The following is a 13,705-nucleotide window of genomic DNA, read 5'->3' on the forward strand; positions in this document are numbered from 1 at the left end:
TTAGATCCGAGGTCTCTCGCCTTTCCCACCCCACCTACCCGCAACTTCCGTCAGCCCTCGGCAAGGTGCTCCGATGTTTGTCGTGTTCGAGGTCTTCCGGTCCAGGTGCCGGAGCTGCACCATGCGGGGTGGCACAGGAGGCACGTACGTGACCAACTGACCCGAGGAGCGAGCGATGCACAGCCGCACCAGACCGTTCCGGCTGCTGGGACTCATGGGGGTGCTGGGCACCCTGCTGCTGGCCGCCGGCAGCCCCGTGGCCGCCGCGAAGCCCCCGCCGCGGCCCGCCGCCGGCCCCGGAACCAACCATGCGACCGACGATCCCTTCACCGCATCGCGCACCTCGTGGTGGCGTCAGGCCCGTTTCGGGATGTTCATCCACTTCGGCGCGTACTCGAACCTGGAGGGCGAGTACACCCGGCCCGACGGCACGGTGTGCCGCAACGCGGAGTGGATCAAACGCGAGTGCGGGATCCCGGACGAGGCGTACGAGAAGCAGGCCGCCGCCTTCAACCCGTCCGCCTTCGACGCCGAGGCGATCGTCCGGGCGGCCAAGGACGCCGGCCAGCGCTATATCGTCATCACCTCCAAGCACCACGACGGCTATGCGATGTGGCCGACGAAGCAGAACACCTGGAACCTGCGCGACCACTCCTCCTTCGACCCGCACCGCGACATCCTCGCCGAGCTGAAGAAGGCCGCCGACGCCGCCGGGATCAAACTCGGCTTCTACTACTCGATCTGGGACTGGCACGACCCGGACTTCGCCGACCCGGCGACCTTCCCGCGCTACAAGGAGCGGATGTACGCCCAGCTCAAGGAGCTCGTCGACGCCTACGACCCGGCGCTTTTGTGGTTCGACGGCGAATGGGACGCGGACCGCCCCACCAACCGCTGGTCCCGCCGGGACGGCGCCGACCTCCAGGCGTATCTGCACGGTCTGAATCCCCGCCTGATCGTCAACAACCGGGTCGGCAAGCGCGAGGTGGTCGACGGCGATTTCGGGACGCCCGAGCAGGAGATCCCGGCGGAACCGGTCGACGGGCAGCTGTGGGAGAGCTGTATGACGCTCAACGACCACTGGGGCTTCGCCAAGTACGACACCCACTGGAAGTCGGCGGCAACCGTGGTGCGCAACCTGCTGGAGGTGGCGAGCCGCGGCGGCAACTACCTGCTCAACGTAGGCCCGGACAAGTCCGGCCGCATCCCGCAGCCGTCCGTCGACCGGCTGCGCGAGACCGGCCGGTGGCTGAGCGCGCACGGCCAGGGCGACGCGGTCCACGGTGCCGGGCACACCGGGCTGGTGGCCGCCCCGCCCTGGGGCACGGTCTCCCGCCGGGGCGACGCGCTGTACGCCTCGGTCACCTCCTGGCCGGCCGCCGGCGCGCCCCTCCACCTCACCGTCAAGGGGCGGTTCGAGATCACCGCGGCCCGGGTGCTGGGCAGTGCTCAGCAGGTGACGGTCGCCCCGTCCGGTGACGGATTCGATCTCACCCCGTCCGGCCCCGCCCCCGGTCCACTGGCCGGCGTCATCCGGCTCACCATCAAGCCACCGGCCGCGGCCCCCGTCGGCACCGGCACCGGGCTGACGGCGCAGACCTGGGCGAACGACTCCTTCACCGGGCCGCCCGCGGTGACCACCGTCGATCCGACGGTGAACAAGGCCTACCGCTTCGACGGATCGCCGCACCCCGCGATCCCCGCCGATCACTTCAGCACCCGCTGGACCGGCACCGTTCAGCCGCGCTACGACGAGACCTACACCTTCACCACGGTCTCCGACGACACCGTGCGGCTGTGGATCGACGGCAAGCCGGTGATCGACAGCACCACCCCGCACGGCCCCCGGATCGACAAGGGGACCCTCACCCTGCGGGCCGGCCACCGGCACCGCATCCGGATCGACTACACGGAGCGGACCGGTGAGGCCCATATGAAGCTGCTCTGGTCCAGCCCGAGCCAGCCCCAGGAGATCGTGCCGAAGCGGCAGCTCTACGCGGACTGACCGGCCCGTAACGGCTGATCACGGGGGCAGCGGCCGTTCACGGCGGTACGGGCGGGACGCGGTCGTACAGGCGGTGCGCGGCCGTACGCACCGCGCCGACCGGCGGGCGGGCAGGCAGGCAGGCAGGCAGGCAGGCAGGCAAAAAGTCCGTCCCCGGTTGGGCCGTTCGGGTCAATGCGGGCCCCGGGGCACCGGCGGGGTCGCCGTGCGCCGGGGCGCCGTTGTCAGTGCCCGCTCCTATTCTCGGGGAGCATGGACAACGACGAGATCCTGCGGACCCACGGCGAGGCCCTCGCGCTCTTCGGGGCCCGGGTGCATGCGGTCCGCGACGACCAGTGGGACGCCCCGACGCCGTGTGCGCAATGGTCGGTGCGCGACCTCGTGAACCACCTCACCGCCGAGCAGTTGTGGGTGCCCCGCCTGGTGCGGGACGGCGCGACGATCGCCGATGTGGGGTCCGAGTACGACGGCGATCTGCTCGGGGACGATCCGGCCGGGGTCTGGGACCGCGCGGCGGTGGCCGCCGTGGCGGCGTTCGCGGAGCGCGGGGCGCTCGACCGCACCGTCGAGCTCTCGTACGGCCCCGGCCCGGCCGACGCCTACTGCGCCCAGATGATGGCCGATGCCGTGGTGCACGCCTGGGACCTGTCCCGCGCGATCGGCGCCGATGAGCGGCTGCCGGGCCCTCTTGCCCGGGCCGCGCTGCGCGAGGTGGAGCCGTACGCCTCCGGGCTCGCCGACTCCGGGCTGTTCGCCCCCGCGGTGGAGCCGCCGGCGGACGCCGACGACCTCACCCGACTGCTGTGTCTGCTCGGGCGTCGGCCCTGACCCGGAGGAAGAAGCCCATGGGTCAGGGCCGATGCCCAAGTGATCAGTGAGTCAGTCAGTCGATGCCGCGGAAGATATACGGCTCGGCGGGGTCGTCATCGCAGCCGGCGAGGCGCACCGGGGCGCAGCGGTCCCAGATTTCCAGATTGCGGACTTCCTTGATCCGACCGGGCCGCTCGCCCTGTTTCAAACGGGGCTGCTTGTGTTGAGCCTTGTGCAATGCCACCACGCACTCCTTCTTCAGAGGTATTGGTCCGACGCGGTGGCGCCTTGTTCACAAACCGGGAGGTCAGCCAAGGTTTGTGGCGTTCCCGCGACGGGCCAATGGTGTTGGCGTCTCCCAGAAAGGTCGTCCGTCGCCCCTCAGAGTAACGACGCCGCACTCCGCGCGCTCGGCGTTTCCCGGCGGGAAGGGCGCGTCATCGGAAGGTGCGGATACTCCGCCCCTCAGCGACGGGGAAATGGGGTGGTGTGTGTGATGCAGATCACTCACTCCAATGGCCCTCCGGTTGCTGCATTCGCCCCGTTCCCTACGCTGAAGAGTGAGCGAGGGATCCGCCCCCGGTCGCCGCGTGCCATGCCGCACGGCGCGCGACGGCAGTGCTACCCATGGGCGGGTGGCATGGTTCTCGGATTCCGGATACTGGCTCGGGCGGCTGGTCTTCCAGCGCCTGCTGGCCGTCCTCTACCTGATCGCGTTCCTCGCGGCGGCCCGGCAGTTCCGGGCGCTCATCGGCGCGCGCGGCATGCTGCCGGTTCCCGCGTTCGTGGCACGGGTGCCGTTCCGTGCGGCGCCCTCGGTCTTCCACTGGCACTTCTCGGACCGCTTCTTCGCCCTCTGGTCATGGGGCGGGGTGCTGCTGGCCGCCGCGGTCGCGGCGGGGGCCGCCGATGCCGTGCCGCTGTGGGCGTCGATGGTGCTGTGGGCCGTGCTGTGGGCGATGTACCTGTCCATCGTGAACGTCGGCCAGACCTGGTACAGCTTCGGCTGGGAGTCGCTGCTGCTGGAGGCGGGCTCCCTCGCGGTGTTCCTCGGGAACGCCCCGACCGCTCCCCCGGTGCCGGTCATGTGGCTGCTGCGCTGGCTGCTGTTCCGGGTGGAGTTCGGGGCCGGGCTGATCAAGATGCGCGGCGACCACTGCTGGCGGGATCTGACCTGCCTGTACTACCACCACGAGACCCAGCCGATGCCCGGCCCGTTGAGCTGGTTCTTCCATCACCTGCCGGGGCCCCTCCACCGGGTCGAGGTGGCCGCCAACCATGTCGCCCAACTCGGCGTTCCGGTGCTGCTGTTCACCCCGCAACCGATCGCCGGGTGGGCCGCCGTCGCGATGGTCGTCACCCAGCTGTGGCTGGTGCTGTCCGGCAACTTCGCCTGGCTGAACTGGGTGACCATCGCGCTCGCCATGTCGGCCGCGGCCCCGCTGTGGGGCGAGCCGTCCGCACCGCTGCCCGCGCCTCCGGTGTGGTTCGAGGTCCTGGCCCTGATCGCCACGGCCGGGGTCCTCGTCCTCAGCCAACGCCCCGCGCGCAATCTGCTGACCCGGCAGCAGATGATGAACACCTCGTACGAGTCACTGCATCTGGTCAATTCGTACGGGGCGTTCGGCAGTATTACGCGAGTGCGCCGGGAGATCGTCGTGGAGGGGACCGCGGACGCGGTGACCGGACCGGAGACGACATGGCTTCCCTACGAATTCCGCGGGAAGCCGGGCGACGTACGGCGGCTGCCGCGCCAATACGCCCCGTATCACCTCCGGCTGGACTGGCTGATGTGGTTCGCCGCGCTGTCACCGGCCTATGCGCGGTCGTGGTTCGTGCCGTTCGTCGCACGGCTGCTGGAGAACGACCGGGACACGCTGCGGCTGCTGCACCGCAATCCGTTCCCGGATCTGCCGCCGGCCCGGATCAGGGCCCGGGTGTTCCGTTACCGCTTCACGACCTGGCGGGAACTGCGGGAGACCCGAGCGTGGTGGCATCGGACCGAGGAGCGGGAGTTTCTGGCGCCGATTGCGCGGTCAGCTCTGCACGGAAGGCGATGACCATATCGCGGGCGTGACGCAGTCCGATCCGGGTGAAGTCCCCTTCCAGGGAGGCGAGTTCGGCCAGCGTCTCGTCGCGGTCGCGGCCGAGGCGGGCACGGGACTTGGCCAGTCCGAGCCGGGAGAGCGCCACCCCACGGGGCTCCTGCATCTCGCGGAACTCCCGCAGCGAGAGGGCGTACGTCTCGCGCGCAGCCTCGTAACGGCCCGCCCGGTAGAACACATTGGCGCGCATCTTGTGGTTGTAGGCGAGCGCACTGGCCAGATCCATGGTGCGGCAGATGGCCTCCGCCTCGGACAGCAGCGTCAGCGCCCGCTCCGTCTCGCCCTGCACGGACAGGACATCGGCGACGCCGCGCAGCGACCAGGCGCGCCCGCGGAAGTCGTCGGCCTCGGCGGCGATGCGGGCTGACTCCTCGAACAGCTCCAGGGCCTTGTCGTAGCCGCCGGTGTTGCGGTGCATCTGGGCTATGCCGGACATCGCCCACACCATGTGCCGGGCCTCGCCGTGCGCCCGGCCCTGGGCGAGCAACTGCTCGTGGAGCTCGGCGACCGCGGCGTAGTCGCCCTGTATGCGGCCGGTCTCGGCGAGGCCGGCGAGCGAGTAGCCGTGGGCGAGGCGGTCGCCGCTGCCGTCGGCCAGCGCCACGGCGTGGGTGAGCAGCCGGCGGGCGAGCGGCAGGGACCCGCACTGGCGGGCCAGGGTGCCGCCGCTCCACAGCGCCCAGGCCATGGCACCGCGGTCATCGGCGGTGCGGGCGCTGCGGTAGCTCTCCCGCCAGGCGTCACCCGCCTGCGTCACCCGGCCGAGCCGCCGGTTGGCCTCGGCGACCGCGAGCGCGGCCCGGGATCGCTCCAGCGCCGTGCCGGCCTCGGCGTGCGCGCGGCTCGCCGTTGCCAACACCTCCTCGTAGGAGGAGTTCACGCTCAGTGCCGTACCCAACTCGCCCTGATATTCGGGGGCGAATGCCTTGCCGTACATAAATATCCGTGGCCTCTCGATCATCTTCGTGCCTTGATCAAAAACTACGAGCAGCAGGGGGTGGAGCGAATCAGTCCGCGTATGGGTTGTCCTGTACGACTCGAGTGCTACGCGAGGGGCCATGGTCATCACGGGGATGTAGGGGAACGTCAGGGTTACCCGGACGGCCCCGGTGCCTCCCCTGCCCGGCATACCGCGCAATCCGGTCCGCCTCACTTGCCGGAGCGGGCGGGACGGGACACGCTGCTGACACGACCACCCGATCACGGACCACCGATCGCCGAGCACCGAGGTGTGGGATGAGCGCAGCGCGTACGGGAACGCAGGCCGGGCCGGGGACCGACCGCAGACGGTTCCTCGGGGTCGCGGCGGGGCTGGCCGTGGCGGGCGGGGCGGGGCCGCTGGTGGGGGACGCGGCGCGCACGCCCGATCCCGCGCACGCCGCCCGCCGCGACACCGGGCACCGCCCGCGCCGCGCCCGGCCGCTCTTCCTGGGGACGTACACCTCGGCCGCGGGCGGCGGCACCGGCGTCGGACTCGGGACGTACGACACCATGACCGGCCGGATCACCGCCACCGGGGTGGTGGACGGGGTCGCCGACCCCTCCTACCTCGCAGCGGCACCGTCCGGCCGCACCCTCTACGCGGTCGACGAGCAGCAGCAGGGCGGGGTGACCGCGATGGCGCTGACGCCGGACGGGCCGCCCACGGTGCTGGGCACCCGGTCCACCGGCGGCGCCGGTCCCTGTCATCTGTCGGTGCACCCCGGCGGCCGCTGGCTGCTCAGCGCCAACTACCTCTCCGGCAGCGTCGCGGTGCATCCGGTCGACCGCGCCACCGGCGCCCTGGGCGAACGGACGGACCTGGTAAGCCACTTGCAGCCGCCGCCCGGCCCCGGCCAGGACGGTCCGCATGCCCACCAGATCGTCACCGCACCGGACGGCCGGCATGTGCTCGCCGTCGACCTCGGCAACGACACCGTCTACACCTACCGGCTGGACGAGTCGGCCGGTGAACTCACCGAGGTGTCGTATGCGGCGCTGCGGCCCGGGGCCGGTCCCCGGCATCTGACGTTCCACCCCTCGGGTGCCTTCGCCTACCTGGCGAACGAGGTCGACAACACGGTCGTGGTCTGCCGCTACGACCGGCGCACCGGGCGGCTGACGCCCGGTGCGCCGCAGTCCACGGGGACCGGTCCGGGCACCAGCTATCCCGCGCAGATCCTGGTCACCCGCGGCGGCGGCTTCGCCTATCTCGCCAATCGTGGTCACAACAGCCTCACCCGCTACGCCGTGGAGGCGGCCGGGGCACGGCTGCGGCTGCTGGACACCGTGCCGGTGGGCGGGGACTTCCCCCGGCACATCGCCTTCTCGCCGGATCAGCGCTGGCTGTTCGCGGCGAACCAGAAGTCGGGGTCGGTGACGGTGTTCGCGGTGGATGCCCGGACCGGGTCGCTCCGGCGCGCGGGCGAGCCCTTCGCCGCGCCGGTCCCGGTGTGCGTCCTGCCACTGTGAGCGCCGATCACGGCCCGCCGCGGCGGCCCGCCCGCTGACATATTGCGGCAACAGTCCCGCATGGTTGGCCGGTTAGCGTCGGCTGCCATGAGCACGGGAACGGTACGGGACGACGGCACGACGAGGACCGGGGCGGCGACGGGGCCGGGCGGTCTGCGGCAGGGGCTCGAACGCCGCCATATGCGGCTGATCGCGCTGGGCGGGGTCATCGGGGCCGGGCTGTTCGTGGGCAGCGGGGTGGTCGTCCGGTCCACCGGTCCGGCGGCGGTGCTGTCCTTCCTGGCGGCCGGCGTGCTCACCGTACTGATCATGCGGATGCTGGCCGAGATGACCGTCGCCCGCCCGGCCCTGGGCTCCTTCTACGCCCATGTCCGCGAGACCCTGGGGCTCCGTGCGGGGTTCACGGTCGGGTGGCTGTACTGGTACTTCTTCGTGATCGTGGTCGCCGTGGAGGCGGTGGCCGGCGGCCGGATCGTCCAACTGTGGCTTCCCGGTGTTCCGTTGTGGGCGGTCAGCCTGGTGCTGATGACGCTGCTGACCGCCACCAATATGGTCTCGGCCCGCTCCTACGGCGAGTTCGAGTACTGGTTCTCATCGGTCAAGGTCCTGGCGATCGTGGTGTTCCTCTTCCTCGGCACCCTGTTCGTGCTGGGGCTGTGGCCGCACTCCCCCGGCGGGCTGGCCAATCTGACCGCGCACGGCGGGTTCGCGCCCGAGGGCGTCGGCGCGGTTCTCGCCGCCGTCGTGCCCTGCATCGGGTTCTTCACCGGCACGGAGATCGTCACCATCGCGGCCGCCGAGTCGGTCGAACCGGAGCGGGCGGTGGCGAACGCGATCCGTTCGATCGTGCTGCGGGTGGTGGCCTTCTATGTGCTGTCGGTCTTCCTGGTCGTCACGGTGGTGCCCTGGACGTCGAGGGCGATCGAGGTGAGTCCGTACGCCGCGGTGCTGGACCGTCTTGCGGTGCCCGCGGCCGGCACGGTGATGAACGCCCTGGTACTGATCGCGGTGCTGTCCTGCCTGAACTCCGCGCTCTACACGTCCTCCCGGATGCTGTTCGCGCTCACCCGGCACGGGGACGCGCCCCGCGGCTTCACGAAGGTCAGCGGGAGCGGGGTGCCGCGCCGGGCCCTGCTGGCCGGGACCTCGGTCGGCTATCTGTCGGTGATCGCGGCCTGGATCTCGCCCGATGTCGTCTTCGAGTTCCTGATCAACTCCTACGGCGCGATTGCCCTGTTCGTCTACTTGGCGATCGCCGTCGCACAGGTGCGGATGCGACGGAAGCTGGAGCGCACCGAGCCGGAGCGGCTGACGCTGAAGATGTGGCTGTTCCCGTGGCTGAGCTGGGTGACCGTGGCGCTGATGGCGTCGGTGATCGGGGCGATGGCGTTCCTGCCGGACAGCCGCGCGCAGTTCTGGCTGAGCCTGCTGACGGTGGCCGTGGCGCTGGCCGGGTACGAACTGCGCCGCAGGAAGGGACCGGCGCCCGCGCCGGAGGGTGCGGACGCGGCGGGGGCCGGTACGCACCGGGTCTGAAGCGGTGGTACGGCTTGGGGGCGGGCCCGGCCGAGGCGACGGGAAGCAGCTCGGTGCCGGCGGCGGCTCCCGTCCGGCACCGGAGCGGTCAACCGGCCTGCCGGGTGGGCTCGTCGGCCAGGTACTGCCGCAGCAGCTCGCGCAGCTCGGTCTCGAACTCGGCGTACCTCACGCGCAGTTGACCGCCGGGCCAGTCCTCGGGCAGGAGCTCGGCGGGGAGCAGGGGGTCGGAGAGGAGATGGCGGAGCGCGGCCGCCGCGATGGTGAAGCGGTCGGCGAGGGTGTCGGCGCGCTCCAGTGCGGAGGTCAGGGCGTCGGCGCGCGCCGCCCAGCCGGTCAGGTCCCACAGCCGGGCGGCGAGCGCGGCCGGGTCGTCGTCCGGGGTGCCGGTCAGCCAGGTGCACTGCTCCGTGGCGACGGCGGGGCGGGTGCGGTCGAGGTTGGCGGGGCGCAGCCAGCTGCCCTCGCGGAGCTCGGCCAGGCGCAGCGCGGCCATGGCCTGGCGCAGCGCGGTGCGCTCGGCGGGCGGCCGGCCCTCGGCCGTGGCGACCACGGCGATCTCCCAGTCCCCGCCCCAGGGCCGGACTCGCGGTGCGCGGCTCTCGTCCTGCCGGGCCTGGCGCGCCAGGAGGCGCGCGGTGAGGGCGTAGGAGCCGTCGGCCTGCCGCAGGTCGTCGGCGGCCACCATGCGCGAGAGCGCGACCCGGACCGTGCCCTCGGCGATGCCGAACAGCTCGCCGACCCGCACCAGGGCGCGCGCGGGCAGCCGCGGCGGGTGATGGCCGAGGAGGGTGCTCAGCACGATCGAGCGTGCGGTGAGCGGCCGCAGCGCGAGGGCGGCGGCCTCGGTGCGGCCGGGAGTGCCGGTGTCGTCGTCGTTCATATGTGCCCCGAATTCTAGCGAGGCCGGCCGTCGGCATTACAGTCTTCCCACGGCTGTTCCGTTTCTGTAACGTCAGGGTATGACCGTCACCCATGAAGTCGTGAATCAGGCCCCGCCGCTGACCGGGTTCAGCACGGCGGACGAGCCGGCCCTGCTGGAGGCGCTGCGCCGGGACGGCGCCGAGTGGGGCACCCGGGAAGTGGCGGAGCTCGGCGCGCTGGCGGGTTCCGCGGCGGTGCAGGACCAGGCGCGCTGGGCGGAGGAGCAGCCGCCCCGGCTGCACACCCACGACCGGTTCGGACACCGCATCGACGAGGTCGCCTTCCACCCGGCCTGGCATCAGCTGATGACCGTCGCGGTGGAGCACGGTCTGCACGCCGCGCCCTGGGCCGACGACCGCCCCGGGGCGCATCTGGTGCGCGCCGCGAAGTTCTACGTCTGGTCGCAGGCCGAGGCGGGGCACGGCTGCCCGATCTCGATGACGTACGCCGCCGTCCCCGCGCTGCGCGCCGCACCGGAACTCGCCGCGCGGTACGAGCCGTTGCTCGCCGCCCGCAGCTACGACTTCGGACTGCGGGCGCCGCTGACCAAGTCGGGCCTGATCGCGGGCATGTCGATGACGGAGAAGCAGGGCGGCTCCGACGTACGGGCCAACACCACCCGCGCGGTGCCGGCCGGTGACGGCAGCTACCGCCTCACCGGCCACAAGTGGTTCACCTCGGCGCCGATGAGCGACGTCTTCCTGGCGCTGGCGCAGACCGAGGAGGGGCTCGGCTGCTTCCTGGTGCCCAGGGTGCTGCCGGACGGCACCCTCAACGGCATGCGGCTGATGCGGCTCAAGGACAAGCTGGGCAACCGCTCCAACGCCTCCTCCGAGATCGAGTACGACGAGGCGGTGGCCTGGCCGGTCGGTGAGCCGGGCCGTGGGGTGCGGACCATCGTCGAGATGGTGAACATGACCCGGCTGGACTGTGTGCTGGGGTCGGCGGCCGGGATGCGGGCCGGACTGCGGCAGGCCCTGCACCACACCGCGCACCGGCAGGCCTTCGGGCGGGAGCTGGACCGGCAGCCGCTGATGCGCTCGGTGCTCGCCGATCTGGCGGTCGAGTCGGAGGCGGCGACGCTGCTGGGAATGCGGCTGGCGACGGCGGTCGACCGGTCGCAGGCCGGGGACGCCGGGGAGGCGGCGCTGCGCCGGCTGGCGCTGGCCGCCGGGAAGTACTGGGTGTGCAAGCGGGGCAGCACGCATGCGGCGGAGGCGCTGGAGTGCCTGGGCGGCAACGGCTACGTCGAGGATTCCGGCATGCCGCGGCTCTACCGGGAGGCGCCGCTGCTCTCCATTTGGGAGGGCTCGGGAAACGTCGCGGCGCTCGATGTGCTGCGGGCGCTGGGCAAGGAGCCGGCCGCGCTGGAGGCGTTCCTCGCGGAGGTGGAGACCGCGGCGGGCGCCGACCGCCGGCTCGATGCGGCGGTGGCCGGGGTCCGCAAGATGCTCGGCGGGCTCACCGATCCGGACCGGGCGCAGCTGATGGCGCGCTCGCTCGCGGAGCGGCTGGCGTTGGTGCTGCAGGGTTCGCTGCTGGTGCGGTACAGCCACCCGGCGGTCGCCGACGCGTTCTGCGCCTCGCGGCTCGACGGGGAGTGGGGCAACGCCTTTGGCACCCTGCCGGCCGGCGCCGATCTGGCCTCGATCCTGGAGCGCGCCCGGCCGACGACACCGGACGCGGGTGCGGCCGGGGGCGGGTCCTGATGTCCGTACGGGTGGAGCGCGCCGGACCGGTGACGACGGTGGTGCTGTCGCGGCCGGCGTCGCGCAATGCCGTGGACGGCGCGACGGCCGCCCAACTGGCCGACGCCTTCCGGGCGTTCGACGAGGACGACGGCGCCCGGGTCGCGGTGCTGTGGGGCGAGGGCGGGACGTTCTGCTCCGGTGCCGACCTCAAGGCCATCGGCACCTCACGCGGCAACCGCGTGGCCCCGGACGGGGACGGGCCGATGGGGCCGACCCGGATGCGGCTCGGCAAGCCGGTGATCGCGGCGGTCGCCGGCCATGCGGTGGCCGGCGGTCTGGAGCTGGCGCTCTGGTGCGATCTCCGGGTGGCCGAGGAGGACGCCGTCTTCGGGGTGTTCTGCCGGCGCTGGGGGGTGCCGCTGATCGACGGCGGTACGGTGCGGCTGCCACGCCTGATCGGCGCGAGCCGGGCGATGGACCTGGTGCTGACGGGACGTCCGGTCGCGGCCGCCGAGGCGCTGGACATCGGTCTCGTCCACCGCGTGGTGCCGACCGGGACGGCGCGCGCCGAGGCGGAGCTGCTGGCGGCCGAGATCGCCCGCTTCCCGCAGGCCTGTCTGCGCAGCGACCGCGCCTCCCTGCTGGACCAGGAGGGCAGCGACGAGCAGACCGCGATGGCCGCGGAGCTCCGTTACGGCCAAGGGGTGCTGGCCGAGTCCATGGAGGGTGCGGCCCGGTTCACCGCGGGAGCGGGGCGGCACGGGGCGCCGGACGGGGGCCAGGAGGTGTCCTGGAGCCTGTCTTCGGAGTCCCGTCGTTCGCCCGCAAGGCAGGCGGGACTTTGAAGACAGGCCCGAGACGGCACTCAGCTGTGTCGTGCTCGGGGGAGCTGCCAGTTGCCGCCGCGGTCCTCCTTCGACCAGCGCGCGACGAGGCCGGGGAGGTGCAGGAAGCAAGCCAGTGCGGTGACCGCCTGGAAGGCGTCGACAGCGCGCCGGGTCATCGGCATGCCCAGGCGCAGGAGTCGCGGATTGACCTCGGCCTGGATGTGGTCGACGAAGGGCCGCAGCACGGTGTCGTAGTTCGCCAGTGCGGTCGGCAGATCGTCCGGGTGTCGATTGATCTCGTCGGCCAGGACGTAGGCGCCGACCAAGCCGCCGGAGATTCCCATGCCGCTGTAGGGAGAAGCACAGTGCGCGGCGTCCCCGGCCAGGGCCACGCGGCCCTTGGACCAGGTGTCGGTGCGCACCTGGGCGACCTCCTGGGAGTAGAAGAAGGGGCTGGTCCTCATGCCCTCGATGAAACGCCCGGTCTGCCATCCCGCGTCGCGGAACCGGCTCGCCCAGAACTCCTGCTGACGTTCGACGGGTTCCCGGTGGATCGCCGAGGCTTCCGCGGATTCCTCTCGCAGCACGAAGTAGACCTGGGTCTCGGTCGGATTGTGGCTGCGGCGCATGATCTGACGGCCGCCCGGGACCATATAGGTGTCCCGGATGTCGCTGTCGGAATCGATGCGCGGGACGAACCAGTACGCCATGTGGATGCCGACCCGCCAATACGGGTCGAAGCCCTCCGGGAGGATCGCCCGGCGGATGCGTGACCCCTGTCCGTCCGCGCCGACCAGGAGGTCGAACTCGCCGGACGACCCGTCGGAGAAGTGCGCGACGACCTTGTGCTCGTCCTGCGCGAAACCGTCCACGCTTTTGCCGAAGACGTACTCGGCGTCGTGCTTGGTCGCCTCGTTGAGGATGCGTACCAGGTCGCCGCGCATGATCTCGTACTCGGACGTCAGTGTCTGGCGGCCCTGCCCGGAGGTGTTGGCCATGATCGTCGCTTTGGCCTTGCCACGGGCGTCGACGAAGGCGACGCCCTTCTCGTCCACGAGCTTGCCCCGGACGTCGTCGAGGAGTCCCATGCGGCGGACGGCCTCGATGCCCTGACCCCGGAGGTCGACCTGGGCGCCGGTGGCCCGCAGCGCGGGGAAGCGTTCGACGACGGTCACCTGGTGGCCGCCCCGCGTCAGCCAGAAGGCCAGCGCCTGCCCCGCGACTCCGCCGCCGGCGATGAGGACTCGTAAGGATCGCGTTCCCGAACCCTGTGTCATGTCTCCACCACTTCAAAATCTATCAGTGAATGATTCCTTTTCAGAGTTATCTATCAGCGATAGATTGTCAACGTGACGA

The 13,705-nt window shown here is 71.6% G+C and carries 11 protein-coding genes; 7 read left to right on the plus strand and 4 right to left on the minus strand.

The genetic code is table 11. From position 1 onward, the window contains the following. The first annotated feature begins 175 nt into the window (after positions 1-175). Both Scani_RS14025 and Scani_RS14030 read left to right on the plus strand, forming a co-directional pair. Positions 176-2,005, plus strand: coding sequence for an alpha-L-fucosidase (locus Scani_RS14025; protein ID WP_159474610.1), 1,830 nt, complete (start codon positions 176-178; stop codon positions 2,003-2,005). 252 nt (positions 2,006-2,257) lie between these two features. Next, complete coding sequence (locus Scani_RS14030) at positions 2,258-2,833, plus strand: TIGR03086 family metal-binding protein (RefSeq protein WP_159474613.1); 576 nt, start codon at positions 2,258-2,260, stop codon at positions 2,831-2,833. Positions 2,834-2,888: 55 nt separating this feature from the next. Here the strand turns inward: Scani_RS14030 and Scani_RS14035 are convergent, their stop codons facing one another. After that, positions 2,889-3,059, minus strand: a complete 171-nt coding sequence (locus Scani_RS14035; RefSeq protein ID WP_158101079.1) for a hypothetical protein — start codon at positions 3,057-3,059, stop codon at positions 2,889-2,891. A 391-nt stretch (positions 3,060-3,450) separates the two neighbouring features. Here Scani_RS14035 and Scani_RS14040 point away from each other — a divergent pair, with 391 nt between their 5' ends. Further along, the gene (locus Scani_RS14040) at positions 3,451-4,875 is read left to right on the plus strand and encodes a lipase maturation factor family protein (RefSeq protein WP_159474616.1); all 1,425 of its coding nucleotides are present in this window, start codon (positions 3,451-3,453) and stop codon (positions 4,873-4,875) included. On the opposite strand, the gene Scani_RS14045 is transcribed toward Scani_RS14040, so the two are convergent. Then, positions 4,769-5,857 (minus strand): tetratricopeptide repeat protein, encoded by a 1,089-nt coding sequence (locus tag Scani_RS14045; RefSeq protein ID WP_159475970.1) that lies wholly within the window; start codon positions 5,855-5,857, stop codon positions 4,769-4,771. The genes Scani_RS14040 and Scani_RS14045 overlap by 107 nt on opposite strands. Positions 5,858-6,156: 299 nt before the next feature. Between Scani_RS14045 and Scani_RS14050 the strand changes: the two genes are divergently transcribed. Together Scani_RS14050 and Scani_RS14055 are read left to right on the plus strand one after the other, a co-directional pair. After that, positions 6,157-7,371 carry a lactonase family protein gene (locus Scani_RS14050; protein WP_159474619.1) on the plus strand — a complete coding sequence of 405 codons (1,215 nt, stop codon included), beginning with the start codon at positions 6,157-6,159 and terminating at the stop codon, positions 7,369-7,371. Between the two features lie 87 nt (positions 7,372-7,458). Next, on the plus strand, positions 7,459-8,907 hold the full coding sequence (locus Scani_RS14055; RefSeq protein ID WP_218039182.1) for an amino acid permease: 1,449 nt from the start codon (positions 7,459-7,461) through the stop codon (positions 8,905-8,907). An 88-nt stretch (positions 8,908-8,995) separates the two neighbouring features. Here the strand turns inward: Scani_RS14055 and Scani_RS14060 are convergent, their stop codons facing one another. Then, positions 8,996-9,790 (minus strand): PaaX family transcriptional regulator C-terminal domain-containing protein, encoded by a 795-nt coding sequence (locus Scani_RS14060; RefSeq protein ID WP_159474622.1) that lies wholly within the window; start codon positions 9,788-9,790, stop codon positions 8,996-8,998. Between the two features lie 79 nt (positions 9,791-9,869). On the opposite strand from Scani_RS14060, the gene Scani_RS14065 reads away from it, so the two are divergent. Both Scani_RS14065 and Scani_RS14070 read left to right on the plus strand, forming a co-directional pair. Next, positions 9,870-11,540: an acyl-CoA dehydrogenase family protein gene (locus Scani_RS14065; RefSeq protein ID WP_159474625.1), complete on the plus strand. Its 1,671-nt coding sequence runs from the start codon at positions 9,870-9,872 to the stop codon at positions 11,538-11,540. Beyond that, positions 11,540-12,367, plus strand: coding sequence for a crotonase/enoyl-CoA hydratase family protein (locus Scani_RS14070; RefSeq protein ID WP_159474628.1), 828 nt, complete (start codon positions 11,540-11,542; stop codon positions 12,365-12,367). The genes Scani_RS14065 and Scani_RS14070 overlap by 1 nt, the downstream gene beginning before the upstream one ends. Positions 12,368-12,387: 20 nt before the next feature. Here Scani_RS14070 and Scani_RS14075 read toward each other — a convergent pair whose 3' ends face one another. Then, entirely contained in the window at positions 12,388-13,626 is a 1,239-nt protein-coding gene (locus Scani_RS14075) for an FAD-dependent monooxygenase (protein ID WP_159474631.1), read from the minus strand. Positions 13,627-13,705 lie beyond the last annotated feature (79 nt).

It is taken from the genome of Streptomyces caniferus (assembly GCF_009811555.1).
GTDB lineage: Bacteria > Actinomycetota > Actinomycetes > Streptomycetales > Streptomycetaceae > Streptomyces > Streptomyces caniferus.

Excerpts from the sequence above, each read along its gene's own strand:
- Scani_RS14065 (WP_159474625.1), top strand. The coding sequence starts at position 9,870 with ATGACCGTCACCCATGAAGTCGTGAATCAGGCCCCGCCGCTGACCGGG.
- Scani_RS14055 (WP_218039182.1), top strand. The coding sequence starts at position 7,459 with ATGAGCACGGGAACGGTACGGGACGACGGCACGACGAGGACCGGGGCG.
- Scani_RS14070 (WP_159474628.1), top strand. The coding sequence starts at position 11,540 with ATGTCCGTACGGGTGGAGCGCGCCGGACCGGTGACGACGGTGGTGCTG.
- Scani_RS14050 (WP_159474619.1), top strand. The coding sequence starts at position 6,157 with ATGAGCGCAGCGCGTACGGGAACGCAGGCCGGGCCGGGGACCGACCGC.
- Scani_RS14060 (WP_159474622.1), bottom strand. The coding sequence starts at position 9,790 with ATGAACGACGACGACACCGGCACTCCCGGCCGCACCGAGGCCGCCGCC.
- Scani_RS14045 (WP_159475970.1), bottom strand. The coding sequence starts at position 5,857 with ATGTACGGCAAGGCATTCGCCCCCGAATATCAGGGCGAGTTGGGTACG.
- Scani_RS14030 (WP_159474613.1), top strand. The coding sequence starts at position 2,258 with ATGGACAACGACGAGATCCTGCGGACCCACGGCGAGGCCCTCGCGCTC.
- Scani_RS14025 (WP_159474610.1), top strand. The coding sequence starts at position 176 with ATGCACAGCCGCACCAGACCGTTCCGGCTGCTGGGACTCATGGGGGTG.
- Scani_RS14075 (WP_159474631.1), bottom strand. The coding sequence starts at position 13,626 with ATGACACAGGGTTCGGGAACGCGATCCTTACGAGTCCTCATCGCCGGC.